This is a genomic window from Afipia sp. Root123D2 (assembly GCF_001425835.1).
Taxonomy (GTDB): domain Bacteria; phylum Pseudomonadota; class Alphaproteobacteria; order Rhizobiales; family Xanthobacteraceae; genus Afipia.
Genome location: NZ_LMDP01000001.1, coordinates 393,322 through 418,771, shown reverse-complemented (window position 1 = coordinate 418,771; position 25,450 = coordinate 393,322). Strand labels below are relative to the sequence as shown.

The 25,450-nt window shown below is 62.3% G+C and carries 22 protein-coding genes and 1 pseudogene; 9 read left to right on the top strand and 14 right to left on the bottom strand.

The window, feature by feature from the left end; translation table 11 throughout:
* Positions 1–64: 64 nt before the first annotated feature.
* A pseudogene (locus ASC80_RS01965) lies at positions 65–391 on the bottom strand (TonB-dependent receptor); the annotation flags it as partial.
* On the opposite strand from ASC80_RS01965, the gene ASC80_RS01960 reads away from it, so the two are divergent.
* Complete coding sequence (locus ASC80_RS01960) at positions 293–895, top strand: CopG family ribbon-helix-helix protein (RefSeq protein WP_502690942.1); 603 nt, start codon at positions 293–295, stop codon at positions 893–895. The pseudogene ASC80_RS01965 and the gene ASC80_RS01960 overlap by 99 nt on opposite strands.
* Positions 896–906: 11 nt before the next feature.
* Here ASC80_RS01960 and fdhF read toward each other — a convergent pair whose 3' ends face one another.
* The 7 genes from fdhF to mobB all read right to left on the bottom strand — a co-directional run bounded on the left by fdhF (position 907) and on the right by mobB (position 9,736).
* On the bottom strand, positions 907–3,672 hold the full coding sequence (gene fdhF, locus ASC80_RS01955; protein WP_056292421.1) for a formate dehydrogenase subunit alpha: 2,766 nt from the start codon (positions 3,670–3,672) through the stop codon (positions 907–909).
* Complete coding sequence (locus ASC80_RS01950; RefSeq protein WP_056292419.1) at positions 3,669–5,390, bottom strand: NADH-ubiquinone oxidoreductase-F iron-sulfur binding region domain-containing protein; 1,722 nt, start codon at positions 5,388–5,390, stop codon at positions 3,669–3,671. The genes fdhF and ASC80_RS01950 overlap by 4 nt, the downstream gene beginning before the upstream one ends.
* Positions 5,391–5,713: 323 nt before the next feature.
* On the bottom strand, positions 5,714–5,839 hold the full coding sequence (locus ASC80_RS24510) for an MFS transporter small subunit (protein WP_283805032.1): 126 nt from the start codon (positions 5,837–5,839) through the stop codon (positions 5,714–5,716).
* Positions 5,840–5,851: 12 nt separating this feature from the next.
* Positions 5,852–7,192: an OFA family MFS transporter gene (locus ASC80_RS01945; protein ID WP_244487161.1), complete on the bottom strand. Its 1,341-nt coding sequence runs from the start codon at positions 7,190–7,192 to the stop codon at positions 5,852–5,854.
* Between the two features lie 520 nt (positions 7,193–7,712).
* Positions 7,713–7,937 (bottom strand): sulfurtransferase TusA family protein, encoded by a 225-nt coding sequence (locus ASC80_RS01940; RefSeq protein WP_056292416.1) that lies wholly within the window; start codon positions 7,935–7,937, stop codon positions 7,713–7,715.
* 9 nt (positions 7,938–7,946) lie between these two features.
* Positions 7,947–9,203, bottom strand: a complete 1,257-nt coding sequence (locus ASC80_RS01935) for a molybdopterin molybdotransferase MoeA (RefSeq protein WP_056292413.1) — start codon at positions 9,201–9,203, stop codon at positions 7,947–7,949.
* A gap of 5 nt (positions 9,204–9,208) precedes the next feature.
* On the bottom strand, positions 9,209–9,736 hold the full coding sequence (mobB, locus tag ASC80_RS01930; RefSeq protein WP_056292411.1) for a molybdopterin-guanine dinucleotide biosynthesis protein B: 528 nt from the start codon (positions 9,734–9,736) through the stop codon (positions 9,209–9,211).
* Between the two features lie 168 nt (positions 9,737–9,904).
* On the opposite strand from mobB, the gene ASC80_RS01925 reads away from it, so the two are divergent.
* Entirely contained in the window at positions 9,905–10,795 is an 891-nt protein-coding gene (locus ASC80_RS01925) for a formate dehydrogenase accessory sulfurtransferase FdhD (RefSeq protein WP_056292408.1), read from the top strand.
* Positions 10,788–11,414 (top strand): molybdenum cofactor guanylyltransferase MobA, encoded by a 627-nt coding sequence (gene mobA / locus ASC80_RS01920; RefSeq protein ID WP_056292406.1) that lies wholly within the window; start codon positions 10,788–10,790, stop codon positions 11,412–11,414. The genes ASC80_RS01925 and mobA overlap by 8 nt, the downstream gene beginning before the upstream one ends.
* Here the strand turns inward: mobA and ASC80_RS01915 are convergent.
* Together ASC80_RS01915 and ASC80_RS01910 are read right to left on the bottom strand one after the other, a co-directional pair.
* Positions 11,411–13,360, bottom strand: coding sequence for a molybdopterin biosynthesis protein (locus ASC80_RS01915; RefSeq protein ID WP_056292404.1), 1,950 nt, complete (start codon positions 13,358–13,360; stop codon positions 11,411–11,413). The two genes, mobA and ASC80_RS01915, sit on opposite strands and share 4 nt — an antisense overlap.
* 13 nt (positions 13,361–13,373) lie before the next feature.
* A complete protein-coding gene (locus tag ASC80_RS01910; RefSeq protein WP_056292402.1) occupies positions 13,374–14,498 on the bottom strand; it encodes a molybdopterin-binding protein in 1,125 nt (374 codons plus the stop codon).
* A gap of 139 nt (positions 14,499–14,637) precedes the next feature.
* Here ASC80_RS01910 and ASC80_RS01905 point away from each other — a divergent pair, with 139 nt between their 5' ends.
* Genes ASC80_RS01905 through ASC80_RS01895 form a run of 3 tightly spaced genes read left to right on the top strand, consistent with a single transcriptional unit; the run spans position 14,638 to position 16,904 of the window.
* Positions 14,638–15,333 (top strand): ABC transporter permease, encoded by a 696-nt coding sequence (locus tag ASC80_RS01905; protein WP_056292400.1) that lies wholly within the window; start codon positions 14,638–14,640, stop codon positions 15,331–15,333.
* 2 nt (positions 15,334–15,335) lie between these two features.
* The gene (locus tag ASC80_RS01900; protein ID WP_056292397.1) at positions 15,336–16,058 is read left to right on the top strand and encodes an ABC transporter ATP-binding protein; all 723 of its coding nucleotides are present in this window, start codon (positions 15,336–15,338) and stop codon (positions 16,056–16,058) included.
* A gap of 12 nt (positions 16,059–16,070) precedes the next feature.
* Complete coding sequence (locus tag ASC80_RS01895) at positions 16,071–16,904, top strand: ABC transporter substrate-binding protein (RefSeq protein ID WP_056292394.1); 834 nt, start codon at positions 16,071–16,073, stop codon at positions 16,902–16,904.
* 21 nt (positions 16,905–16,925) lie between these two features.
* Here the strand turns inward: ASC80_RS01895 and ppc are convergent, their stop codons facing one another.
* Both ppc and ASC80_RS01885 read right to left on the bottom strand, forming a co-directional pair.
* A complete protein-coding gene (ppc, locus tag ASC80_RS01890) occupies positions 16,926–19,703 on the bottom strand; it encodes a phosphoenolpyruvate carboxylase (RefSeq protein WP_056292391.1) in 2,778 nt (925 codons plus the stop codon).
* Positions 19,704–19,846: 143 nt separating this feature from the next.
* Positions 19,847–21,307, bottom strand: coding sequence for a flavin-containing monooxygenase (locus tag ASC80_RS01885; RefSeq protein ID WP_162244565.1), 1,461 nt, complete (start codon positions 21,305–21,307; stop codon positions 19,847–19,849).
* Positions 21,308–21,479: 172 nt separating this feature from the next.
* Here ASC80_RS01885 and hemE point away from each other — a divergent pair, with 172 nt between their 5' ends.
* Positions 21,480–22,535, top strand: coding sequence for a uroporphyrinogen decarboxylase (gene hemE, locus ASC80_RS01880; RefSeq protein WP_056292386.1), 1,056 nt, complete (start codon positions 21,480–21,482; stop codon positions 22,533–22,535).
* 17 nt (positions 22,536–22,552) lie between these two features.
* Here the strand turns inward: hemE and ASC80_RS01875 are convergent, their stop codons facing one another.
* A complete protein-coding gene (locus ASC80_RS01875; protein ID WP_056292383.1) occupies positions 22,553–22,834 on the bottom strand; it encodes a hypothetical protein in 282 nt (93 codons plus the stop codon).
* A 222-nt stretch (positions 22,835–23,056) separates the two neighbouring features.
* On the opposite strand from ASC80_RS01875, the gene ASC80_RS01870 reads away from it, so the two are divergent.
* Both ASC80_RS01870 and ASC80_RS01865 read left to right on the top strand, forming a co-directional pair.
* The gene (locus ASC80_RS01870; protein WP_056292381.1) at positions 23,057–23,269 is read left to right on the top strand and encodes a hypothetical protein; all 213 of its coding nucleotides are present in this window, start codon (positions 23,057–23,059) and stop codon (positions 23,267–23,269) included.
* 95 nt (positions 23,270–23,364) lie between these two features.
* On the top strand, positions 23,365–24,024 hold the full coding sequence (locus ASC80_RS01865; RefSeq protein ID WP_056292379.1) for a glutathione S-transferase family protein: 660 nt from the start codon (positions 23,365–23,367) through the stop codon (positions 24,022–24,024).
* A gap of 35 nt (positions 24,025–24,059) precedes the next feature.
* Here the strand turns inward: ASC80_RS01865 and ASC80_RS01860 are convergent, their stop codons facing one another.
* The gene (locus ASC80_RS01860; protein WP_056292376.1) at positions 24,060–25,334 is read right to left on the bottom strand and encodes an acyl-CoA dehydrogenase family protein; all 1,275 of its coding nucleotides are present in this window, start codon (positions 25,332–25,334) and stop codon (positions 24,060–24,062) included.
* Positions 25,335–25,450 lie beyond the last annotated feature (116 nt).

The window sequence follows — 25,450 nt, the reverse complement described above, 5'->3', positions numbered from 1 at the left end:
AGCCCCATTAACAACATTACGAAACTAGGCGTCATTTCCCCGCCGTCCAAACGGTTTCTGCCGTCTAGAACCGCCCCGCCAGCGTCACGCGAACAGCAAGCGGCTCGACCGGATGCAGCACCCGATCCATCACACCGGTCGCGCAGACAGCCGCCGGCGCAGCATGGACAAGACACTGTGCGAACAACGGATCCGATTTCAGCAGCGACCCATAGGCATAAGTGATCTGGTCCGAATGGCTGTTGGTCAGGTTGAAGGCCGCCTGTCCGGAATTATCGCCACGGAAGCGCGCATGGGTCAGCGCAATGTCGCCATCGAACCTCAGCCACGACATCGGCTGATAGCGATTGGTCCACTCGACGCCGTAGCGGCGGCTGGGGCGGCTCGCCTCGACGACGACCTGATGGAGAATCTCGACCGCATGATCGCCGAGCACGGCTATCAGAACCGCTCCGAGGCGATCAGGGATTTCCCCCCGCGCCGGGATGCAGCAGGCGGCACAGAGGGCTGGAGCCGGCGGCGAATGCGTCGCGGCGCTGGTCTATGTCTACGACCACGCCGCGCGCGATCTCTCAAGCCGGCTGGTGAAGAACTTCCACGGCCATCACGATCTGTCGCTGGCGACGCTGCACGTCCATCTCGACGACGACAACTGCGTGGAGATCACCGCGCTCAAGGGCCAAACGGGAGAGATCCAGCATTTTGCCGATCACATCATCGCCGAGCGTGGCGTGCGCTACGGCCGCGTGGTGATTCCGACGGAAGGCAGCAAGAGCGGCAAGGCGCGCAAGCACGCGCATCCTCGCAAATGAACCACGCCTTCCCAAAGTCGCCCGGCAATGAGCCAGCCGAAAACAGCAATGCCCGGGCAAGGCCCGGGCATTGTGATTGCTAAGCAGCTGTCACCTATTCGGCTGCGGTGCGCAGCTCGGCCCGTTCAATCCGGACGGCACAGAACTTGAACTCGGGAATCTTCCCGTAAGGGTCCAGCGCCGGATTGGTCAGCAGGTTAGCCGCGCCTTCGGCGTAACAGAACGGCATGAACGCCATGTTCTCGGGTACGTCGCGATCTGAGCGTGCCTTGACCTCGATGGCACCACGGCGTGTCTCGAGACGAACGAAATCACCCGGCTGGACGTTGAGCCGGCGCATGTCCTTCGGCGACATGAACACAGTCGCTTCCGGCTCGATGCTGTCGAGCACATCCGAACGGCGTGTCATCGAACCAGTGTGCCAGTGTTCGAGGATGCGGCCGGTGGACAGTACCATCGGGTACTCGGTATCGGGGATTTCATCCGGCGGCGTAACACGCGCCGGCACGATCTTGCCGCGACCACTCTTGGTCGGGAAGCCGGTGGTGAAAATGATCTCGTTGCCGGGCTTATCCGGACCGTCCACGGGATAGGTGACCGCGCCTTCGCGCTCCAGCCGCTCCCAGGTGATGTTCTTCAGCGACGGCATGACCCGGGTCATTTCGGCGAAGACGTCGGCCGCCCCGGAATAGGTCCAGCCGCAGCCCATGCGGTTGGCGATCTCCTGGATGATCCACAGATCCTGACGCGCATCGCCAGGCGGCTTGATAACCTGCCGGGAAATCTGCACGCGACGGTCGGTGTTGGTGAAGGTGCCGACCTTCTCCGCGAATGCCGAAGCCGGCAGGATCACGTCAGCATGGAAAGCCGTCTCGGTGACGAACAGATCCTGGACCACAAGATGCTCGAGCTTGGCGAGCGCTTCGCGGGCATGTTGCAGATCGGGGTCCGACATCGCCGGGTTTTCACCCTCGATATACATGCCCGTGATGGTGCCGGCATGGATCGCATCCATGATCTCAACCACCGTCAAGCCCGGAACCGGATCAATCGCGTGGTTCCAGATCTTCTCGACCGGTTCGCGCAGATCGACGCGGCCGACCGGCTGATAATCCGGCAGCAGCATCGGAATAAGACCGGCGTCGGACGCGCCCTGAACGTTGTTCTGGCCGCGCAGGGGATGCAGCCCGGTGCCGGGACGTCCGATCTGTCCTGTCGTCAGCGCCATCGCGATCAGGCAGCGCGAGTTGTCGGTGCCGTGAATATGCTGGCTGACGCCCATACCCCAGAAAATGATCGAGGATTTCGCCGTGGCGTACATCCGCGCGACCTCGCGCAACGTCTCGGCCGGGATGCCGCAAATCGCCTCCATCTTTTCCGGCGGGAAGTCCTTGATCTTCTCCTTGAGGTCGTCGAAGCCTTCGGTATAGCCGGCGATGTACTGATCGTCGGTCAGCCCCTCGGTCACGATCGTGTGCAGGATGCCGTTGAGCATCGCGACGTCGGAGCCGGGCTTGAACTGAAGATGTTTGTAGGCATGGCGCGACAGGGCCTGGCGGCGCGGATCCATGATGATCAGCTTGGCGCCCTTCTTCACCGCATTCTTCATGAAGGTCGCGGCAACCGGGTGATTGACCGTCGGGTTGGCGCCAATGATGATGATGACCTCGGCATCCGCCGCGGCGGCAAAAGGCGCGGACACGGCGCCCGAGTTGACGCCTTCCATCAACGCGGCAACCGACGAGGCATGGCACAGCCGCGTGCAGTGATCGACGTTGTTTGAGCCGAAGCCGGTCCGCACCAGCTTCTGGAACAGATAGGCCTCTTCATTAGAGCCCTTGGCTGAGCCGAAACCGGCCAGCGCCTTGACGTCTTTTCCATCGCGGATTTTCACCAGTCCCTTGGCGGCGATGTCGAGAGCTTCCTCCCATGACGCCTCGCGGAAATGCGTGAATGGATTGGCCGGATCGACCTGATCGGTCGAACTCTTCTTCGCATTGGGCAAGCGCACCAGCGGCTTGGTGATGCGATGCGGATGGTGGATGTAGTCGAAGCCAAAACGGCCCTTGACGCAAAGACGATTGTGGTTGGCCGGGCCGTCACGGCCCTCGACATAAACGATCTTCTCGTCCTTGAGCTGATAGGTCACCTGACAGCCGACGCCGCAGAACGGGCACAGCGAGTCGACCTTCTTGTCGGGATAAACCGCGCGAGTCTGGTTCGCATCGAGCAGCGCCGACGGCATCAGTGCGCCGGTCGGACAGGCCTGAACACATTCGCCGCAGGCAACACAGGTCGACTCGCCCATCGGGTCGTCAAAATCGAATACGATCTTGGAGTCATGATTGCGATAGGCCATGCCAATGACGTCGTTGACCTGTACCTCGCGACAGGCGCGCACGCACAAGCCACACTGGATGCAGGCATCGAGGTTGACGCTCATCGCCGGATGGCTGGTATCGCTCGACCAGCGCTCATTGGCCGGAAATCGGCTTTCGGTGACCTCGACCTTGTCAGCCCAGTTCCAGAATTTCGAATCCGGATCGTGTGAGGTTTTGCGCGCCGGCTGATCGGCGACCAGCAGTTCCATCACCATCTTGCGCGCCGACACCGCGCGCGCGCTCTCCGACTTCACCTTCATCCCGACGGTCGGTGCGCGCTTGCACGACGCCGCCAGCACGCGCTCGCCTTCGATCTCGACCATGCAGGCGCGGCAATTGCCGTCGGCGCGATAGTCGGGTTCGGGCGAATAACAGAGATGCGGGATTTCGGTGCCTTCACGCCTGGCGACCTGCCAGATAGATTCGCCCGGCGCGGCCTCAACCATCTTCCCATCGAGTTCGAACTGAATCTTGGTCATTCCGCAGCCTCCTTGGGCGCGAGTTCATCGGGGAAATATTTAATGACAGAGGTGAGAGGGTTCGAGGCTGCCTGCCCCAGACCGCAGATCGACGCATCACGCATCGCCTGACTCAATTCATCGAGCAGATCGCGGTTCCAGACTCGTTGTTCCATCAGCATGGCCGCTTTCTGGGTTCCGACGCGACACGGCGTGCACTGGCCGCAACTTTCGTCCTCGAAGAAGCGCATCAGGTTCAGCGCGGCATCCTTGACCTGATCCTTGTCGGACAGGATCACGACCGCGGCAGACCCGATGAAGCAGCCATATTTTTCCAGCGTGCCGAAATCGAGCGGGATGTTGTCCATCGACGCCGGCAGGATGCCGCCCGAGGCGCCGCCCGGCAGATAGGCATGGAACGTGTGGCCGTCAGCCATGCCGCCGCAGAATTCGTCGATCAATTCGCGCACGGTGACGCCGGCAGGTGCCAGCTTCATGCCCGGATTCTTGACTCGGCCTGATACCGAATAGCTGCGCAGGCCATGGCGCTCATTGCGCCCCTGCCCCTGCCACCAGTCGGCGCCCTTCTCGACGATGTCGCGTACCCACCACAGCGTCTCGATGTTGTTGATCAGCGTCGGCAGGCCGAACAGGCCAACCTGGAACGGATACGGCGGCTTGTGACGCGGTAGCCCGCGCTTGCCCTCGATGCTCTCCAGCAGCGCCGATTCCTCGCCGCAGATATAGGCGCCGGCACCGCGGCGCAGATGCAGCTTGGGTCCGCCCGGCGGCAGTTTCGCGATCTCGCGCTGGATGATTTCGCGCGAGGCCGGATATTCGTCACGCAGATAGATGTAGACGTCGGGCGCTTCGACGACATATGCGCCGATCAGCATGCCTTCGATGAACCTGTGCGGATCGGTCTCGAGATAATAGCGATCCTTGAACGTGCCGGGCTCGCCCTCGTCGCCGTTGATTGCCATCAGGCGGGGCCCGGGCTCGCCGAGCACCGCGCGCCACTTGCGTCCGGTCGGGAAGCCCGCGCCGCCGAGGCCGCGCAGCGAGGCGCCATCGAGCACCTTCAGCAGATCCTCTTTCGTCATCGCGCCGGAGCGCAGCTTGTTGAGCAGTGCGTAGCCGCCATTAGCGACATAGGCGTCGTAGTCGATGTATTTCGGTAGATGCGCGTGGGTGTCGCCGCCCTTCACCGCGGCCAGAACATTTTCGACGGTCGCATGATCGACGAAATGATGACCGACCTCAGCAGCCGGCGCAGTGTCGCAGCGGCCGACGCACGGCGCACGAACGACGCGCACGTTCGGTCCTGCGCTTTTCTGCAACTCATGGAGCAGCGTTTCCGCGCCCAGCATGGCGCAGGTCAACGAATCGCAGACCCTGATGGTGAGCGGCGCTATATCGGCTTGGCCTTCCTTCACCACATCGAAGTGCGCGTAAAACGTCGCGACCTCGAACACCTCCGCGAACGCGAGCCCCATCACATCGGCCAGCGCGGCAAGATGCGCAGCAGAAATCTGGTTGTAGGTATCTTGGATCAGATGAAGATGTTCGATCAGCAGATCGCGGCGGCGGGAACGGTCGCCGAGCAATAGCTCGATCTCTTCCTGCGCCCTGGGATCGACCTGCCGCCCCTTCGGCGTCGGCTTGGTGCGGCGGCGGCCCTCACCCGGGTGCTCGAAGCGCTGAACTGTATGAGCGCCGTGACTCGCTGATTGGCCCATTTGAACGTGTCCCACCCTTAATTCAGTTCGTTATCTTTTTTATTCGACTTGTTATCCGGCAACGATACCGCCTTGGCATTTGACATGCCAACAATAATTCCAAGCTTGGCCCCACCGCAAATAGTCGCATGACATGAGGGCGTTAGCCTCGATCAGTTGCAATATGAATTGTTGTTCCGATAGGAAAATCGGACTTTCCGCGGGTCAAATCCCCGGAGCCGAATAGATGCTTCGACCAAACCGATTCATGCCCGGGAACAAAAAGGCCGGGGCAACCTGCGCCACCCCGGCCTTTCTTGATTTCACTCGTCAGCACGCCTGCCCTATTGGAACAGCTTCATCGCATTGCTGAGAGTCTGGAGCACGCCCCACATGAGCGGGACGCCAACGAAGCCCCACGCCAGCACAAGCTGGAAAGTGGTGGTTTTGTTCTCGGTTGCTGTTGTCATGTTCGTTCCTCCTTAGGCCCGCGCGCCAGCGGCCGGTACGGTGTCCCGTTCCGTGCCGCGAGCGTCAGCATCTTTCATATGGAAGCGGGCATCGACCGCCTTGACGAGGAAGTTGCAGATGAAGCCGATCACCAGCAATCCGGCCATGATGTACATGGTCGTGTTGTAGGCTTGGGCTTTCGGCACGCCGTGAGTGACGTTGTACTCGCGGATGTAGTTCACGAGCACCGGCCCGAAGATGCCAGCCGCCGACCACGCAGTGAGCAACATGCCATGGATAGCGCCGACGTAGCGCGTTCCGAACATGTCCCTCAGATACGCAGGCACGGTGGAAAACCCGCCGCCGTACATGCTGATGATGACGAGGAAGCAGCACACGAACAGTGCGACGCTGCCGGTGTTGCCGGCGTACGGCACGGTGCAATAGAGGCAGAAGCCGAGCACCATGAACACGAAGTAGGTGTTCCGGCGGCCGATATAGTCAGAGGTGGACGCCCAGAAGAAACGGCCGCCCATGTTGAACAGACTCATCAGACCGACGAAGCCAGCCGCCGCAATCGGGGTGATGTGGCCGGGGAACATTTCCTGGCTCATCGCCGATGCCTGACCGAGCACGCCGATGCCGGCGGTGACGTTGAGGCACAGCACCCACCAGATCAGCCAGAACTGCGGCGTCTTCAGCGCGTCGTAGACGAAGACGTCGTTCCGGGTGATCAGTTTGGTCGCGGTCACCGGTGCGACATAACCTTCAGGTTTCCAGCCGGGCGCCGGCACGCGCACGAGGATCGAACCGACGATCATGAAGAAGAAATAGACGCAGCCCAGCACAATGAAGGTTTCGGCAACGCCAATATGAGTGGCGGTGGTGAATTTACCGAGCAGCCACACCGACAACGGAGAGGCGATGAAAGCGCCGCCGCCGAAGCCCATGATCGCCATGCCGGTTGCCATGCCGGGACGATCAGGAAACCATTTGATCAGGGTCGAGACCGGCGAGATGTAGCCGATGCCGAGACCGCAACCGCCAAGCGCGCCGTAGCCGATATAGATCAGCCACAGTTGATGGGTGTAGACGCCGATCGCCGACAGCAAGAAGCCACCGGCCCAACACAGCGCGGCGGTGAACATGGCGCGCCGCGGCCCGCCTTCCTCGACCCAGCGACCAAATATCGCAGCCGAGCCGCCGAGAAACACCATCGCGATAGAGAAGATCCAGCCCAGTTCGGTGAGTTTCCAGTCACCCGGCGCGGATTGCGTGATGCCGATCAGTTTGGTCATCGGCAGGTTGAACACACTGAGTGCGTAGGCCTGACCGATACACAAATGCACGCACAATGCGGCCGGCGGAACCATCCACCGGCTGTATCCCGGTTTAGCGACCGTGTGCTCACGGTCTAGAAAAGATAGAAGACCCATTTATTTTCTCCCCATAAACAGCCGCCCTTAATGAGCTGATCTGCATAGCCTCGTGTTGCGACCCTTTTTCTTCCTCATCCGAAACGCCCCGAAAACACGCTCCGCCGTACTAGTCTCGAGGCGCGCCAGGATCGCGAAGCGCACTCGATCAGTTCAAACCGTGCACCGTCTTGTCATGAGCAGCCAATGCTCACGCGACAGTGTCACCTCACCTGTGTAGTTCGCTAAAGCCGACGCCGAGAACCCAACCCGGGCTTCACTCTTCCCGGCAAGCCGGAACGCGACCGACAGAATCTACACTGAATTGTGATTGGGGCAGAAGCTATCGGCTCTGTCGATAGTAAAATGGTAGAATCCCGAACTAATGCGCTTGTTGCGAATGCGAAAAGGTCGGAAAGCGATATATGAAAATTAGTGCATATGGCCGAGCGAATGCGCGGCTTCGATATGCCGAGCCTCAGGCTTTCACGATCACGAACACGATCTCCTGCTCGCTGCGCCGTGCAATTTCGACCCGGTCTCCGGTCTCCTGAATCAGGGCCGGAATATCGATGATGGACAACGGATCGGTGCACAGCACTTCGAGAACGTCACCGGGCGCAAGCGACTTCAACGCCTTGCGGGTCTTGAGAGCCGGCAGCGGGCATTTCAGTCGGCTGAGATCGAGCTTGGTGGTGGTCATAAGCCGCTTTTACATCAGGCTTGAGTAAGCGAGAAAGCCGATGGTCTGACCGGGCTCGACCGCGGTGACGTTCTCGCCGAGCTCCGCCAGCCCGTCGGTATCCACCAGTGACGACAACAGTCCTGCACCCTCACGCGGGAATTTCACCGCCTCATAGAGACCATCGCTGTCTTTGCGCAAGTTGACCCGGACGTATTCGCGGCGCGCGATCTTCTTCTTGTAGCTGAACGCGGCGCGCACGGGAGTCGGCACCAGTTGCTCCTGCGCCGCGCCGGCGAGCGCGAGCACGGCCGGCCGCACCACATGAGCGAAGGTCACAAAACTCGCGACCGGATTGCCCGGCAGACCAATGAAGGGCGTACCGCCGATGATGCCCATCGCCACGGGACGGCCGGGTTTGATCGCCATTCGCCACAGCACCAGCGTTCCGACGCTCTCCACGCTGGCCTTGACGTGATCCTCCTCACCGGTGGACACGCCGCCCGACGTCAGGATCAGATCGTGGCTCGACGCGGCTTGCTTCAGGGCAGCGGCAAGCGAACCGCGCTCGTCACGCAGGATACCGAGATCGCTGACCGCACAGCCAAGCCGCGCCAGCATCGCTATCAACATCACCCGGTTCGAATCGAACAGTTGCGCCGGTCCGCGCACCTCCCCCGGCGACACGAGTTCGTTGCCGGTCGAGAACACCGCGACCCGCAGGCGGCGGCGAACTTCGAGTTGCGTCAGACCGAGTGCGGCGGTCAGTGCGACGTCCTGGGGGCGCAGCCGTCGTCCGGACGGCAGCACTGTGGCGTCGCGCCGAATATCCTCTCCTGCGGGCCGCACATTGGCGCCGGGCTTGAGACCTGCGGGCAATACGACATTGCCGGCGTCATCGACCTGTACGTCTTCCTGCATGAACACCGTGTCGGCGCCCTCGGGCATCGGCGCGCCGGTGAAAATGCGCACCGCCTGGCCCGGCAGAACCGGCGCACCCGGCGCCGCGCCCGCCTGAATTCGCCCCATTACCGGAAACGGCTGCTGGCCGGCGAGCGCCAGATCGGCGCTGCGCACCGCATAACCATCAACGGCGGAGTTGGTGAATGGCGGCAGCGGCAACGGCGCGCGAATATCCGCGGCGAGAACGCGGCCATCCGCCTGCACGACCGGCACGGTTTCAAGATCGGCAACCGGCGTGACGCGCGACGCGATGATGCCGACCGCTTCGTCGATCGACATCAGCGGCCCGCCAAATGCAAAGCAGTCGTCAGAAAGCTGCGCCATGCGGTTCAGATTCCGCTCAGTTCGCGGGTCAGCACGTCATCGATATCGACGGCCGCCGCCTGCATCATCGTGGCGATCACCGGAATATCGTCGAGATGCGCGACCGGCAGTTTGGTCTCCACCGTCACATCGGAAATAACGCCGACAATATCGGGATCGTCCGGGAACAGCAGCGGCTTGCCGTTGGCGGCGCGGTGTATCTCTATCTTGCGATGCTGTTCCGACTTGAAGCCCTCCACGATCACGAGATCGACCGGCGACATCTTGGCCAGCAGATCAGGCAATTTCAGTTCGTGCTCGCCGCGCAATTCATGCAGGAGCGCCCAGCGGCGGCCGGACGAGATCAGCACCTCAGTCGCGCCGGACTGACGATGGACCCAGGAATCCTTGCCCGGAACGTCAATATCGAAACTGTGATGCGCCCGCTTCAAGGTCGAGACGCGCAAACCCTGCGCTGTGAAATACGGAATGAGCCGGGTCAGCAGGGTCGTTTTCCCCGCGCCGCTCCATCCCGCAAGAGCAATCACCTTCATGCCATTCTCCGGCGTCGCACCCGGCGACGAATTCCTTCAAGCGGACTCAACTTAAGCGGTCTATGATATTGAAACCAGAGCGGCGCGGCGTTGAATTCCGCCTCGTTACCCCCAAATCGGCGGAGTTGCGCCCAGAGGCACGATGACGAGCACAGGAATGAGAGTGACGTGACCAAGGCTGTCAAAACACCCGCCCCGCTTATCGTGCCCAATCCGGCGGACCCGCGCCTGACCGAAAAGGTCCTCGGCACCGACCAGACCGGCGCGCCGGTCGAGATCAGCGTTCCGGTCGAACGGCCGTTGACGCTGTACCTGAACGCGCAGGAAATCGTCACCATGATGACGATCAACGACTATCCGGAGTATCTCGCGCTCGGCTACCTGCTCAACCAGAACATGCTGAAGTATGACGACATCGTCACCGACGTCGAATATCACGACGATCTGCAGGTGGTCGTGGTCCGCACCGAGCACGGCACCAATTTCGAGCAGAAGCTGAAGAAGCGCACCCAGACCTCCGGCTGTGCGCAAGGCACAGCATTCGGCGACCTGCTCGAGGCGATCGAGGAGATCAAGCTGCCCGCCACGCAACTGCGCACGTCGTGGCTTTATGAGATGACGCACCAGATCAACACCATGCCCTCGCTCTATCTCGAGGCTGGCGCGATACATGGCTGCGTGCTGTGCAAGGAAGGCACGCCGGTCTGCTACACCGAGGACGTCGGGCGACACAACGCGGTCGACAAGATTGCCGGCTGGATCTATCGCCACGACGTCGACCCCGGCGACAAGATTCTCTACACCACCGGGCGGCTGACATCGGAAATGGTGATCAAGACGGTCCGCATGGGAATTCCGATTCTGGTGTCGCGCTCCGGCTTCACCGCATGGGGTGTCGATCTGGCGCGGCAGGTTGGCTTGACGCTGGTCGGTCGCGCACGCGGCAAGCGATTCATCGCATTGTCGGGACAGGAGCGCATCGTTTTCGATCAGGACCTTGCCTACGTCGAAGACGAATCCGCCAAGCACAAGCGCAAGGGCAGCGATCGCGATGACTGAGTTTCCGCCGACGCCCGGTGTACTGCTCGCGGGCGGTCTGGCGCGCCGTATGGGCGGCGGCGACAAGCCGATGCGCCAGATCGGTGGCCGGACCATTCTCGACCGCGTCATCGCGCGGCTGCAGCCGCAATGCGATGGCCTGATCCTCAACGCCAATGGTGATCCGTCGCGCTTCGCCGCCTTCGGCCTGCCGGTGATCGCCGATACGGTGGAAGACTTTCCCGGTCCGCTTGCCGGCATCCTCGCTGCGCTCGACTGGACCGCCGCGCATCGCCCCGATGTCACATGGATATTGAGCGCGGCGGGCGATTGCCCGTTCCTGCCGCGCGATCTGGTGGAGCGGCTTCACCGCGCCCGCGCCGAACAGGACGCGCAACTCGCAGTCGCATCGTCGGGCGGCCAAACCCATCCGGTAATCGGATTGTGGCATGTCGGCCTGCGCGAAGAGCTGCGTCACGCGCTGGTGGGGGAGGACATGCGCAAGATCGACCGCTGGACCGCGCGCTATCGTCTTGCCACTGTCGACTGGCCGACCGAACCGCTCGATCCGTTTTTCAACGCCAATACCGTCGAAGACATTGCCGACGCCGAGCGCATTGCGGCGCTGGATGGTGGTTAGGCCGGGCGGAAGCCGGCCCGCTCCAGCGCAGCGCGCGTTTCCGGCGACGCCAGCGACTCCAGAAATGCCTTCACCGCAGGCCGGTCGCGCCGTTTTTCGACCATCGCGAAATCGTAGTGCTCTTCGGCCAGCGGAATGAATCCAAGACCGGCAGCGCGCGCCACCGGCGCAATGGTGACGCCCCAGTCGGCGCGATGCTGCGCAACTGCCGCCGCAACTGCATTGTGCGAGCGCGGTTGATTCCAGTAGCCGTCGGGCCGTTGCCTGCCGAGCAGTTGATCGATCAGAATGCGTGTTCCCGCGCCCTGATTGCGATTGACCATCAGGCATGACGGATCGGCCAGCGCGGCACGCACCGCGCCTTGCGCGTCTTCCCCCTCGAACCGTTTGTCGCCGACACGAAACGCGATGCCCTGCATGCGCCGGTAGCCCGGCACGAGATCAAGACCGGCGTAAAGGAACGGTGTGTTGTAGGTCCCGGTCTTGTCGTCGAACAGGTGGATTGGTGCGAGATCGCACTCGCCGCGCCGCGCCGCCGCCAGCCCGCCAAGACTGCCGACCGAAATCGAACGCACCGACAGGCCCGCGCGCACCAGCGGCGCGGTGACCACGTCGAGGCCGGTACAGTGACTGCCGATGATGACAAGATCCGGCACGCGGACATGCGGCGTGAACAGCGTGACCTGCGCTTGCGTATCGGCCGGCATCTGGTCGGCGAGCGCGTCAATCTTCAGAAATCCATCCGATTGCGAGAACGATGTGATCGCGCCGGAGCCCTTGCCGGACGGATAGGCGATCAGCCCGTTGTCGCCTTCGACCAGCGACACCATCACGAATTCGGTGCGGCCGAGTTCGGACGCGATGCGCACCGGCACCCGCGCGGTCACCTGCGCATCCGCACGCGGCGGCAGACCCGCGAGTTCTCGCAGCACCGGCACGATCATGTCGTGGAAGGTGAACATCGCCGATGTCGGAAAACCCGGCAGGATCACCACCGGCTTGCCGTCGCACACCGCGAGACACAGCGGCTTGCCCGGCTTCAGCGCCACGCCATGGGCGACAATTCCCGGTGCGCCAAGGCGGGAAATGATGCGATGGGAGACATCGCCTGCCCCTTTCGACGTGCCGCCGGACAGAACCAGCATATCGTGCTCAGCCAGCGCCTTGCGCATCGCCGCTTCGAGTTCGGCTTCATCGTCCGAGAAGGCACCGAGGAAATTCGCCTCGCCGCCGTTTTCCGCGACAGCCGCGGTGACGATGGCGCCGTTGGTATCGTAGATCGCGGCCGGCCGCAGCGCCGCACCGGGCTGAACCAGTTCGTCGCCAGTGGACAGGATCGCGACGCGCGGCCGCTTGACCACCGCCACCTCGGCAATGCCGCAGGCGGCAAGCATCCCGATTTCGCGCGACCCGATCACCGTGCCGGCGCGCATCAACGCCTCGCCGCGCGCAATGTCCGAACCGGCGTAGGACACAAACTGGCCGGGTGCGGTGGCGCGGCGGATGTCGATGGCATTGTCGCCGGCCGGCTGAGTGTGCTCGATCATGATGACGGCATTTGCGCCACGCGGCACCGGGCCGCCGGTCGCGATCGGGGTCGCCGTCCCCGGCTGCACCGGCAGGCGCGGCTGAGTGCCGCAGGCGATCATCTCACCATTGAGGGAGAGACGGACGGGGTTTGCCTCGGTGGCCTCATTGAGATCCGCCGCACGGACCGCGAAACCGTCGACATTGGAGCGGTCGAATGGCGGAACATCGATCGGCGCCACCACATCGGCCAGGAGCGCAAAACCCAGCGCATCGCCGAGCTTGCGTATTTCGTGAGCGCGCACGCGTGGAAACAACGCCTGCTCGAAGCGGGCCAGCGCCTCCTCGCGCGACAGTACGGTCAGGAACTGATCCTGTTCGGTCGCCGCGGAAGAGATGGTTCGGAACGGGTTGTTCATGACGGCTAGTCTATCAGCAATCGCGCAGAAGATATGCGGCGCAGGGCGTTCCCGCGGCATGGCCTTCGCTGTCGCCCGGCACCGCGAGCCAGGCGTCGGCCTGCGCAAGGTGTTGAAGCGACAGGTCGCCGATCGCCAGCGGCATCCAGTGATCGTCCGCCTGTTGGAGCAGAACGACATCGGCGACGCCGGGGCCGGATGAAATTTTTCGCGCCAGCGGCAATGTGAGCGTCCGGCGCGCGCTGCGGCCCGCAAGGTGATCCAACGCCGGGCGTCCCAGCGTCCACCACACCGCCAGCGCCTGATCTGGCGCGCCGGGCAAGGCGATCACCGGCGAGCCATTGAGCTGCCCGACGGCCGCCGTTCGCCCCGGTTGCACGGCGAGACTGTGAGCGAGTTGCGCGCCTTGCTCCGTCAGCGCCGAAATAGCGGCATCACTGCGCCCTGCGCCAGTGCCGCCCACCGTCAGCAACAGATCACATGTCACATCCTTCAGCACCGCCGCGATCGACGCGGCGTCGCGTCCCGGCGCCGGGATGACCGTGATATCCGCGCCGCCATGGCGCGCTTCTTCCGCAATCATGTGCGCCGTCACAGCATCGCCCGTCGCCGATGGCACGGTGACAATCGTCATTCGCGGACGGCGCACCGGGACCGTATCGAGGCCCGCGGTCCGCGCCACCATCATGTCGATGGCGCGCAATGGCTCACCGGCCTGCAGAACGGATTGCCCTTCCTTAAGATCGCCACCGGCGCGGCGGACGCCCTGTCCCGGAAGTGCTTCGGCCAGTACATGAACCATCGCGCCAGCCGTTTCGACCTGCGCCGTGTCGAGCACGCAATCGCAGCCCTCCGGCATGCGATCCCCGGCATCTACCCAGGCGGGCGACACAGCCAGCATCACAGGCGCATAGGACGACGCTCCGACAAGATCGTAAGCCGAAAGCGCCCAGCCATCGACCACGGCCATGTCATATAGCGGTAGCCTATGCCGCAATGCGACATTCTCCGCCACGACACCGCCTTGCGCCGTCGCGAGAGGAATCGGGCGAGGAGCAACCGGTGCGAGGCCGTCGAGCAGCAGGGCCAAAGCCTTTTCGAGAGGTGTCAGCGATCCAGGATGTTGCGCGTGAGTCATGCCGCAAGGTGGCCCAATCGGCTGCGACTTTGCAAGGATGCGGCTCTTGCGCCCATCTACGGCAGCGACGCGACTTTCAGTTTCCCGGCGGCGACGCTATGAGGCAAACTACCGCAAACGCTGCAAATGGATTGCGACCATGTCCAATGGAGAATCGGCACTGCACCTCATATTGACCCTCGACGCGGGTCTGCTTGAGGTGGTTCGGCTATCGCTGTTCGTCAGCCTGTCGGCGGTGTGCTGCGCTGCATTGATCGGCGTGCCGGCCGGGGCCGCGATTGCCTTGAATTCGTTTCCGGGGCGCCAGGCGGTGATCGTCGTTCTCAACGCATTAATGGGTCTGCCGCCGGTCGTGGTCGGGCTCGCGGTCTACCTGCTGCTGTCGCGTTCCGGCCTGTTCGGGTCGCTCGGACTGCTGTTCACTCCCAAAGCCATGATCGTCGCGCAAACCATCCTGGTGACGCCGATCATCGCCGCTCTGGCGCGACAGACCATTGAGGACTATTGGGTCGAGTATCGCGACGAGTTGACCGCGATGAATATCGGCCCGGTCGGGCGTGTCGCCACCCTGATCTGGGATGCGCGCTTCAGCCTCGTCACCGCTCTGCTCGCCGGCTTCGGACGAGCGGCAGCGGAGGTCGGCGCCATCATCATCGTCGGCGGCAACATCGATGGCTTCACTCGCACCATGACCACGACCATTGCGCTCGAGACCTCCAAAGGCGACCTGCCCCTGGCTGTCGGCCTCGGCATCGTGCTGATCGTCATCGTCATGGCGATCAATGCGCTGGCCTGGGGCGCGCGGCGCGCCGGCGAACGATACGCGGGCGGGTGATCATGCGCGCACCACCGTCCGACCTGCCGATCAGATTCGAACGCGTCACCGTGCGCGCCGGCGGTCGCGCGATCCTCGACGCCGTCGACATGACCCTCAATCCCGGCGCGCCGACACTGCTGATCGGCCCCAACGGGTCCGGCAAAACCACGCTGCTGCGGCTGGCGATGGGATTGATCGCGCCGAGCGAGGGACGCGTCACGTGGGGCGAACGCGAGCATGTCGCTCCGGTTCGCCGTGCCATCGTGTTTCAGCGCCCGTCGATGTTACGACGCAGCGCCGCGGCCAATATCGAATATGCACTCGCCAGCGCCGACATTCCCCGCTCGCGCTGGAAAGCGCGGATTGCCGAATTGCTCGAACTGGTGGGCCTGTCCGAATTCGCCGACCGTTCAGCGCGGCAATTGTCCGGCGGCGAGCAGCAGCGCCTGGCGCTGGCGCGCGCGCTCGGGCGCGATCCGGAAGTGCTATTCCTCGACGAGCCGACCGCGGCGCTCGATCCCGCCGCCACCAAGGCGATAGAGGATGTTGTCCGCGCGGTCGCCGCCCGCAACATCAAGGTCGTGATGTCGACACACGATCTCGGCGAGGCTCGCCGCCTCGCCGGCGAGGTCATTCTACTTAATCGCGGCCGCATCGTCGAAAGCAGTGCAGGCCCTACCTTCTTCTCCAACCCGACCACCGAGGCCGCCCAGCGTTTCCTCGCTGGCGAGCTTCTTCTCTGAAAGGATATCATCATGAATTTACGCCGCTCACTCATCGCATTGACCGCCCTTACCCTTCTCGGTGGTATCAACGTCGCATCCGCGCAGGACAAGTCGATCGTTGTCGCATCCACCACCTCGACGCAAGATTCCGGCCTGTTCGGCTATCTCCTGCCGCTGTTCAAGGCCAAGACCGGGATCGAGGTCAAAGTCGTCGCCCAAGGCACTGGACAGGCGCTCGACACTGCGCGGCGCGGCGATGCCGACGTGGTGTTCGTACACGCCAAATCCGCCGAAGAAAAATTCCTGTCCGAAGGCTTCGGCGTGAAGCGCTATCCGGTGATGTACAACGACTTCATCCTGATCGGGCCGAAGAGCGATCCCGCAGGCATCAAAGGCACCAAGGATATCGTCGCCGCCCTGAAAACCATCAAGGCCAAGGATGCTCCGTTTATTTCGCGCGGTGACCGTTCCGGCACCCACATCGCAGAGCAGAAGCTCTGGAAGGCCGCCGACATCGATATCGCGAAGGACAAGGGCCCCTGGTACAAGGAGATCGGTCAGGGCATGGGCGCCGCGCTCAACATGGCATCGGCAGCCAACTCCTATGTGCTGTCCGACCGCGGCACCTGGCTTCACTTCAAGAACCGCGGTGATCTCGCGATTCTCGTCGAGGGCGACAAGCGGCTGTTCAACCAGTACGGCGTGATGCTGGTCAACCCGCAGAAGCATGCGACCGTGAAGGCCGATCTCGGCCAGCAGTTCATCGACTGGCTGGTGTCGCCGGAAGGCCAGAAGGCCATCGCCGGCTACAAGATCAATGGCGACCAGCTGTTCTACCCCAACGCTGAAGAACCGAACGCCTGAGGTCGATCGGCACAGCAGGCCTCAGCCGCTGTTGCGCAATCCGGCCGAAATGCCGTTGATCGTAAGCTGAATGCCGCGCAGGACCTGTGGGTCCGGGTCCTGCGCGCGATATGCCCTGAGCAACTCGAGCTGCACATGGTTCAGCGGATCGAGATACGGAAAGCGGTTGCGGATCGAACGCTCCAGCAGCGGGTTGCCGGCCACCAGCCGGTCCTGATCCATGATCTCCAGCAGCGCGCGGATCGAGGTCTGCCATTCAGTACGGATACGCTGGAAAATCGAATCACGCAGCTTTTGGTCGGGAACGAGTTCCGCGTAGCGCGACGCGATGGCGATGCTGCTCTTCGACAAGACCATGTCCATGTTCGACAACAGTGTGCGGAAGAAAGGCCACTCCTGATACAGCCCTCGCAGGAACGCGATGCCTTTCTCGGGATGCTGTTTGACGAAAGCTTCGACAGCGCTGCCGAAGCCATACCAGCCAGGCAGCATCAGACGGCACTGCGCCCAGCTGAACACCCAGGGAATCGCACGCAAATCCTCAATTCGGCGTGTTTTGGTCCGTGACGCCGGGCGACTGCCGATGTTCAACGTCGAGATTTCATTGATGACGGTCGAGGCCCAGAAATATTCCTCGAAGCCTTCGGTCTCGTACACCAGACCACGATAAGCGGTATAGGCCAGCGACGACAGCGTTTCCATCACAGCGAAATGTTCGGCGCGCGGCACAGAATGTGGCGGCTGCAGCAGGCTTGCTTCCATTGTCGCCGCAGTGAGGATTTCCAGATTGTGCCGGCCGACTTCCGGATTGGAATACTTGCTGGAGATGATCTCACCCTGTTCGGTGATGCGGATTTGACCGTTCACCGCCCCGCCCGGCTGCGCGAGAATGGCGTCGTAACTCGGGCCGCCGCCGCGCCCCACCGAGCCGCCGCGGCCGTGGAACAGGCGCAGCCGCACGCCGTGACGTGCGAACACATCGATCAGCCCGATCTCTGCCTTGTAGAGCTCCCAGCCCGAGGTAACGAAGCCACCATCCTTGTTGCTGTCCGAATAGCCGAGCATCACCTCCTGTACGCCACCGCGGCTATCGACCAGCGCGCGATAGGCCGGCAACGACAGGAGGCGGTCCATGACCTCTGCGCACTGGCGCAGATCGTCGATCGTCTCGAACAGTGGCACGACATTGAGGCTGCTTGCTCCCCTCGGATCGATCAGGCCCACCTCCTTGAGCAGCACCGCGATCTCGAGCAGGTCGGACACGCCTTCTGTCATCGAGACAATGCTTTGCGGAATCACGGACTCACCGAACGTCGCGTGCGCGCCGGCGGCGGCATGAAGCACCGCGAGTTCGTCTCGGGTCTCCTCACTGTAGGAGACAAAGGGGGACACCAGCGGACGAGCCGTTGCAAGTTCGCCAACCAGTAGCGCGATCCGATCCTGCTCCGACAGCGCGCGATAGCTTGTGCCCGGCGCGACCGTCTCGAACAGTTCGGCAATCGTACGCTCGTGAACCGCCGAATTCTGCCGCATGTCGAGGCTCGCCAGATGGAAGCCGAAACAGTCGACCGCGCGACGCAGTAGCCGCAGACGTCCGCGGGCGATCACGCCAGATCGGTTAGCAATGAGCGAGCGATTGATGATGTCTAGATCGGCCTTGAATTCGGCCACGTTTGCATAAGCCGCCGCCTCGCCGACCGGCGGCCGGCGCGTCTCCACACCCAGCAGATGGGCGGTTGCCGCGAGCCGCGCGTAGATTCCGGACACTGCACGGCGATAGGGCTCGCCGCTGCGGTGCGCCGATGTATCCGGCGAGCGCTCGGCCAGCGCCTGCAATTCCGGCGACACATCGACGAGTTGCGAAGCCAGCGACAGTTCCCCACCCAGATCGTGCAGTTCTCCGAGGTAGAATTTCAACACCTGCGCGCATTGCATATGCAGCGTTTCGCGCAAGACATCCGCCGTCACGAACGGATTACCATCGCGGTCACCACCGATCCAGCTCCCCATGCGCAGGAATGGTGCGAGCTCTCGCGATGTATGAGTCTGATCCGCCGCGCCCTCCGGCTGCAACCGATCCTCCAGCGCGCACAGCAGCCGCGGCAGCTGGGTAAAGAATGTGTAGTCGTAGAACGACAGGCCGTTGGCAACCTCATCCAGCACCGTCAGCTTGGTTCGGCGGAGCAGATTGGTCTGCCACAACGTCAGCACCGCACGGCGCAATTGTTCGTCGGCCGCGTCCCTCTCGTCGGCGGTCAGTTGCGTGCGCTGGCAGCGATCCAGCAAGGTCGCAATCTCCATCTCGCGATCGATGGTGCTCTTGCGTCGGACTTCCGTCGGGTGCGCGGTCAGCACCGGACTGACAAGGGCGCCGTCAAAAAAACCGCGCAGTTCCTCCGCGCCGATGCCTGCCTCGCGCGCCCGTGCAACCGCTCCGGCCAGGGTGCCTGCCTGCCGCGACGGCCCGGCAAGGTTTTGGCTGCGAGTCTGGCGGATGTGGTTCTGGTCTTCGGCAATATTGGCGAGGTGGGAGAAGTAGCTGTAAGCGCGGACGATTCGCACAGTCTCGCCGGTCGACATACCATCGAGGATGGCCTCGAGCTCCTGCCGCGCAGGCTTGTCATCGTCACGATGAAAACGAATAGAGGTCTGGCGGATGCGCTCGACCAGGTCGAACACCGCCTCGCCTTCCTGATTGCGTACGGTATCGCCGAGAATGCGCCCAAGCAGACGGATATCGGCACGGAGCATCGCCTCGGCTTCGGCACTCACGCTATCCGTCTCGATATCCATATCCATATGCCCGGTCGCCAAAGCTGCTCTGTTACCGGCCACCTGTGTCGTCGATGTCATGAGCCGTCCGCTCCAAAAATGTTCGGCAAGTTTCCCTCGCAATTTTTTAATGATGACGCAAGCCAACCGGCTCTGACGAAAGCGCTCAGTCAGGTCGTGGGCCGCGAATATTCCATCGCGCCGTCATCCAACGATCCGTATTTCAGGCTCATGATATCGAGCGCGTAGTTCTGGTGCAGTTTCCACGGCGCTTTTGAGCCCTGCTTCGGAAATTTATCGAGCGAGCGCCGGACATAGCCGGACGAGAAATCGAGCCAAGGCACTTCGGTTACCGACGGATCGTTCTGGCGCGGTGTGCACCGTGCATAACCGTGCTTATCCATGTAATTCAGCAGCCGGCAGACATATCCGCAGGTCAGATCACATTTCAGCGTCCATGACGCATTGGTGTAGCCGAACGACGACGCGAGATTGGGCACACCGCTGTACATCATGCCCTTGTAGTTCATGGTCCGCGCCGGTTCGATCGTCTCGCCATCGACGCTTAATTGAACGCCACCCAGCACTTTCAGGTTGAGCCCGGTAGCAGTAACAATGACATCCGCCGCAAGTTCCTCGCCGCTCTGCAGCCTGATGCCGCGCTCGGTGAACGTCTCGATGTGGTCGGTCACCACCGAGGCGCGGCCTTGATTGATCGCCTTGAACAGATCGCCGTTCGGCACCAGGCACAGGCGCTGGTCCCATGGATTGTAGCGCGGCGTGAAATGCTTGCCGACATCGACGTTCGGCAGCATCGCCTTGACGTGGTTGAGGATCAGCGCTTTCGCGCGCTCCGGCGCGCGGCGACAGAGCCGGAAGAAGTACATGCCATAGAGCACATTCTTCCAGCGCACGATGCTGTAGACCAGTTTGGGCGACAGATAGCGGCGCAGCGAATTTGCGATGCGATCCTCCGCGGGCCGCGCGACCACGTAAGTCGGTGAACGCTGCAACATCGTCACATGAGCCGCGTCCTTCGCCATCTCTGGCACCAGCGTTACCGCCGTCGCGCCCGAACCTATCACCACCACACGTTTGCCGGCGTAATCTATGTCAGGCGTCCATTTCTGCGGATGGACAATACGGCCGCTGAAACGGTCGCGGCCCGGGAACTCCGGCGTGTAGCCTTCGTCATAGTCGTAGTAGCCGCTGCACAGGAACAGGAAGTTGCAGGTGAAACGGGCGACGACGTTGTCAGGCCCATGCTCCGCCTCGACCGTCCACACACCATCGCGTGACGACCACGACGCGCGCTTGACGCGATGGCTGAAACGGATATGGCGGTCGATACCGTGATCGCGGGCGGTGTCGCGTACATAGTTCAGGATCGAGGGGCCGTCGGCGATCGATTTCGCCTCCAGCCATGGCCGAAAGGAATAGCCGAGCGTGAACATGTCGGAATCGGAGCGCACGCCGGGATAGCGAAACAGATCCCACGTCCCTCCGATGCAATCACGGCCTTCGAGAATGGCGTAGGTCTTGCCCGGACAGTTTGTCTGGAGGTGGTAGCCGGCCCCGATCCCTGACAGGCCGGCGCCGACGATCAGGACATCCACATGTTCGTTCGGCACGGCTATCTCCGGTGGCAATTGTCCGCCAGCTTACCGCATACCGCGGATCTTGCGCCAATCCACCGATTAGTGGGCAAAAAGGAGGGTTCCCGTCGGTGCAAAGCACAGTGGCCAAGAACGGCTTGGCCATGTATCAGAACGCCACGAAAGCAACGCCCGAAGGAAATCGAGATTGACCCAACCCGCCCCCCGCAAGCCGTTCATGGATGTCCTGTCGGGCGAGGCCCAACCCATCCCGCCGATCTGGATGATGCGGCAGGCCGGGCGTTACTTGCCGGAGTATCGTGACCTGCGCGCCAAGGCCGGTAGCTTCCTCAACCTCTGCTTCACGCCGGAATATGCCGCCGAAGTCACGCTGCAGCCGATCCGCCGGTTCAATTTCGACGCCGCCATCATCTTCTCGGACATTCTGGTGATCCCGCATGCGCTCGGCCGGGCGGTGCGTTTCGAGGCCGGCGAAGGACCGCAACTCGATCCGCTCGATACGCCTGCCAAAATTCAAGCGCTCGCAACCGAGGCCGATTTCACCACGCTCGAACCGGTTTACGAAGCCTTGCGACGGGTGCGCGCCGAACTCGCACCCGAGATCGCGCTGATCGGCTTCTGCGGTGCGCCGTGGACGGTGGCGACCTACATGATCGCCGGTCACGGCACACCGGATCAGGCGCCGGCGCGGCTGTTCGCCTATCGAGAGCCCGACGTCTTTGCCCAACTGATCGACAGGCTTGTCGAGGCGTCCATCGGATATCTCGTCGGACAACTCGCGGCCGGCGCCGACGTTCTGCAGATTTTCGATACCTGGGCCGGAGTGCTCCCGCCCGCCGAGTTTGAACGCTGGTCGATCGAGCCGACCCGCCGCATCGTCGAGGGTGTGCGCGCCAAAGTGCCCGGCGCGAAGATCATCGGTTTTCCGCGTGGTGCCGGCGCGTTGTTGCCATCCTATGCCGCGCGTACCGGCGTCAACGGCGTCAGCATCGACTGGGCCGCCGAGCCGTCATTCATTCGCGATCATGTGCAAAACCGCGTCGCGGTTCAGGGCAATCTCGATCCGCTCGCGCTGATCGCAGGCGGCGCGGCGCTTGACCGCGCGGTCGACGACATTCTCGCCAACTACGGCAAAGGGCGGCTGATCTTCAATCTCGGCCATGGCATCCAGCCGCAGACGCCGATCGCTCATGTCGAGCGGATGGTGGCGCGTGTGCGGGGATCCAACAGCGGCGTGAGATGACCGGCGGCCGCGCAACATCAGCGGAAACGGGACATCCCGAATATCGATGGCCGGGATTGCGGCCGGGCGGCGCGGCGAAACAGCTTCTTGGTCAATCCGGCGAAATAGCCAAGCTGTAAACCGATGGCGATCAGCGCCACCATGCCGACCATTCCCCACGCGCCCGCTCCCGCGGTCAGCCCAAAGCCGACAGCAACAGCGACAAGCACGGCCATGGCAGGAATCAGCATCATCACGCGAAACTGTGCGAGACCGAATGCGAAACCTGCGGTAGCGGCAAAGATCGTCAACGACAGCATGGAAGCCTCTCAGCCCCACGATGGCTGTGAGGCGTTAAGGGCGGGTTACGCCAGCATACCTGCCCCGTCTGGTTCAACGCATGCGAGCAGCTGAAACAAGGTGAATGTTCTCCTTAACCCACGATCAACAAAGACCGGTAACCAGCCGTGGGCATGGACGCCCGTATCGGCTAAAGTGATGGAGTCCGCTGTCAGCCTCAAACCAGGTGCGGAGACGATGACATGACATCCGAGCGGCCCGAGACAGGCTGGGACGCCGCGCTGGCGGCAGCAAAGCAGGCCGCCGACAGACTCAACGCCGCCCGTCAACTGCCACCGACCGATCCCGAGTTCAAAGCCGCCTCTCTCGCTTTCCGCGCGGCGCTCGACGAGCTCCAACGCGCCGCCGATCAGGCCGATTCCGACGCCAGCCCGATGCAGCCCGATTTCCCATAGAGCGAAGCGAAGCTCGCGCGACTGCTGTCCGTCAGGGCAAGGCGCTTGCGAAATTTCCCGATCCGGCTTCTATAAGCCGAAAGGCAGGGAGAGCTATGCTGACACTTTATCATTGCGCCAGTGCGCGTTCGTTTCGCCCGTTGTGGGCTCTGGAAGAACTCGGCCTGCCGTATGAACTCATGATGCTTCCATTCCCTCCGCGATTTCTCAAGCGAGAGTATCTGGAGCTCAACCCTCTCGGCACGATTCCACTCCTGATCGATGGCGACACGCGGATGACGGAATCCGCTGCGATCTGCCAGTATCTCGTCACCCGACATGGACCGTCTCCCCTCTCCGTCGCAGTCGATGATCCCGCCTACGGCGCATTCCTGAACTGGCTGCATTTCGGCGAGGCTACGCTGACATTTCCGCAAACTCTTGTGCTGCGCTATTCGCGCCTCGAACCGGACGAGAAGAAAAATCCGCAAGTCGCATCCGACTATGCGCGGTGGTTCCTGGCGCGGCTGCGCGGGATCGATGCCGTCGTCTCAAAAACCGATACGCTCTGCGCCGGCCGCTTCACTGCCGCTGACATCTCGGTCGGTTACGCCCTGATGCTGGCGCAGTCGCTGAAACTGGACGCGGAATTTCCGCCTGCCGTGAGCGCTTATTGGCAGCGGCTTCAGGAGCGCGACGGCTACCGCCGCGCCATCGCCGCGCAGGATCGTGCCGGCACCGAACAGGGCATCGCCAGATCGACGTGGCGCGACTGACAGCGGCCCGCGCCGGTCGCCTGAATTGCCTACCATTATCGCTTGCTGGCCCACATATAGCCGAACAGAAAGCCTGCGACCTTGCGCTTCTGGATCTCCTCGCTGCCTTCGGTGATCCGATAGCGCCGGTGATGGCGGTAGATGTGTTCGAATGGCTTGTGGCGCGAATAACCAATACCGCCATGCACCTGCATGGCGCGATCTGCCGCCTCGCAAGACAACCGGTTCGCCCAGAAATTGCACATCGACACTTTGTCCGATAGTCGATGCTCGACGTCAGTCTGCGTCATGCGATCCATTTCCCACGCGGTCTTGCGGATCAACAGCCGCAACATTTCGGCCTGGGTCGCGAGTTCAACCAGTGGCCACTGGATCGCCTGATTCTCGGCCAGCGCATGGCCGAACGGTTTGCGCTCGCGCGCATACCGGACGCTTTCTTCAATACAATAAACGGCCGCGCCAAGCGAACTTGCTGCCTGGCGGATCCGGTTCTCATGGACGAAACACTGCGCCAATGACAGGCCGCGATCGATGTCTCCGAACAACGCTGTCTCCGGAACGAACACATCCGTAAAGCTGACACGAGGGTGATCGGTCGGCATGTTGAAGGTCCACAAATACTCCTCGACCTTCACGCCTTTGGTATCGGCCGGCACCAGAAAGCAGGTGATGCCTTTGGCGTCGCCATCGTTGCCCGAGGTGCGAGCGAACGTCGCGCAATGGGTCGCGGCATGCATCCCCGTCGTCCACATCTTCTCGCCGCTGATGACCCATCCACTGACACCATCGCGTGTCGCCTGAACCGCGCGGGTTTCCATGTGGGTGGCGTCTGAACCGTGGTCGGGTTCGGTCAGCCCAAACGTGATGCGATATTGACCCGTGATCGAGCCTTCGATCATCGCCTTCTGATCGTCCCGCCCATAGCGATCGAGCATGGTGACAATCGGAAAATTTCCAACGATCGAATGTTCGTTCTGCAAATCGTTATGCAGCCCAAGTCCTTTGCTGGCAAAGTGCTCGCGGATTACAGCCATCCAAAGATTCGAACCATCTCTCCCGCCATAGCGCGACGGAATGGCAAAACGCAGGTGGCCCGCTTCGTCGGCAACATTCTTCGCCGTCCGCAGCAATTCTTCCCATTCGCGGCGCGGCAGGCCGTCGTTGTCGAAATCGGTCCGCGCCCATTCGCGGCGATGATCGAAGAAGCGACCATTGTCGTCTTGATCTTCCAGCGGCCTGATCTTGTCCGCGATGAAGCGATCGAGCTCCGCGAGATAGGCCGTCAGGTCGTCAGGCAGCGAGAAATCCAAATGCTCAACTCCCGATGGGTAATGATCACGACACGCAGCCAGCGAATTAAGGTAAGCCGTGCGAACTTCGTCAAGCAGGCAATTGGGGATTGTCGAAGGCGCGCGTTTTCTGGCTA

Bases quoted from the DNA above. Each gene is read 5' to 3' on its own strand.
- ASC80_RS01940 (WP_056292416.1), bottom strand. From the start codon at position 7,937: ATGACCACCACCAAGCTCGATCTCAGCCGACTGAAATGCCCGCTGCCG.
- ASC80_RS01950 (WP_056292419.1), bottom strand. From the start codon at position 5,390: ATGGGCCAATCAGCGAGTCACGGCGCTCATACAGTTCAGCGCTTCGAG.
- mobA (WP_056292406.1), top strand. From the start codon at position 10,788: ATGACTGAGTTTCCGCCGACGCCCGGTGTACTGCTCGCGGGCGGTCTG.
- ASC80_RS01895 (WP_056292394.1), top strand. From the start codon at position 16,071: ATGAATTTACGCCGCTCACTCATCGCATTGACCGCCCTTACCCTTCTC.
- ASC80_RS01910 (WP_056292402.1), bottom strand. From the start codon at position 14,498: ATGACTCACGCGCAACATCCTGGATCGCTGACACCTCTCGAAAAGGCT.
- fdhF (WP_056292421.1), bottom strand. From the start codon at position 3,672: ATGACCAAGATTCAGTTCGAACTCGATGGGAAGATGGTTGAGGCCGCG.
- ASC80_RS01875 (WP_056292383.1), bottom strand. From the start codon at position 22,834: ATGCTGTCGTTGACGATCTTTGCCGCTACCGCAGGTTTCGCATTCGGT.
- ASC80_RS01960 (WP_502690942.1), top strand. From the start codon at position 293: ATGGGTCAGCGCAATGTCGCCATCGAACCTCAGCCACGACATCGGCTG.
- ASC80_RS01935 (WP_056292413.1), bottom strand. From the start codon at position 9,203: ATGGCGCAGCTTTCTGACGACTGCTTTGCATTTGGCGGGCCGCTGATG.
- ASC80_RS01945 (WP_244487161.1), bottom strand. From the start codon at position 7,192: ATGGTTCCGCCGGCCGCATTGTGCGTGCATTTGTGTATCGGTCAGGCC.
- ASC80_RS01915 (WP_056292404.1), bottom strand. From the start codon at position 13,360: ATGAACAACCCGTTCCGAACCATCTCTTCCGCGGCGACCGAACAGGAT.
- ASC80_RS01865 (WP_056292379.1), top strand. From the start codon at position 23,365: ATGCTGACACTTTATCATTGCGCCAGTGCGCGTTCGTTTCGCCCGTTG.
- ppc (WP_056292391.1), bottom strand. From the start codon at position 19,703: ATGGATATGGATATCGAGACGGATAGCGTGAGTGCCGAAGCCGAGGCG.
- ASC80_RS01870 (WP_056292381.1), top strand. From the start codon at position 23,057: ATGACATCCGAGCGGCCCGAGACAGGCTGGGACGCCGCGCTGGCGGCA.
- ASC80_RS01905 (WP_056292400.1), top strand. From the start codon at position 14,638: ATGTCCAATGGAGAATCGGCACTGCACCTCATATTGACCCTCGACGCG.
- ASC80_RS01900 (WP_056292397.1), top strand. From the start codon at position 15,336: ATGCGCGCACCACCGTCCGACCTGCCGATCAGATTCGAACGCGTCACC.
- mobB (WP_056292411.1), bottom strand. From the start codon at position 9,736: ATGAAGGTGATTGCTCTTGCGGGATGGAGCGGCGCGGGGAAAACGACC.
- ASC80_RS24510 (WP_283805032.1), bottom strand. From the start codon at position 5,839: ATGACAACAGCAACCGAGAACAAAACCACCACTTTCCAGCTTGTGCTG.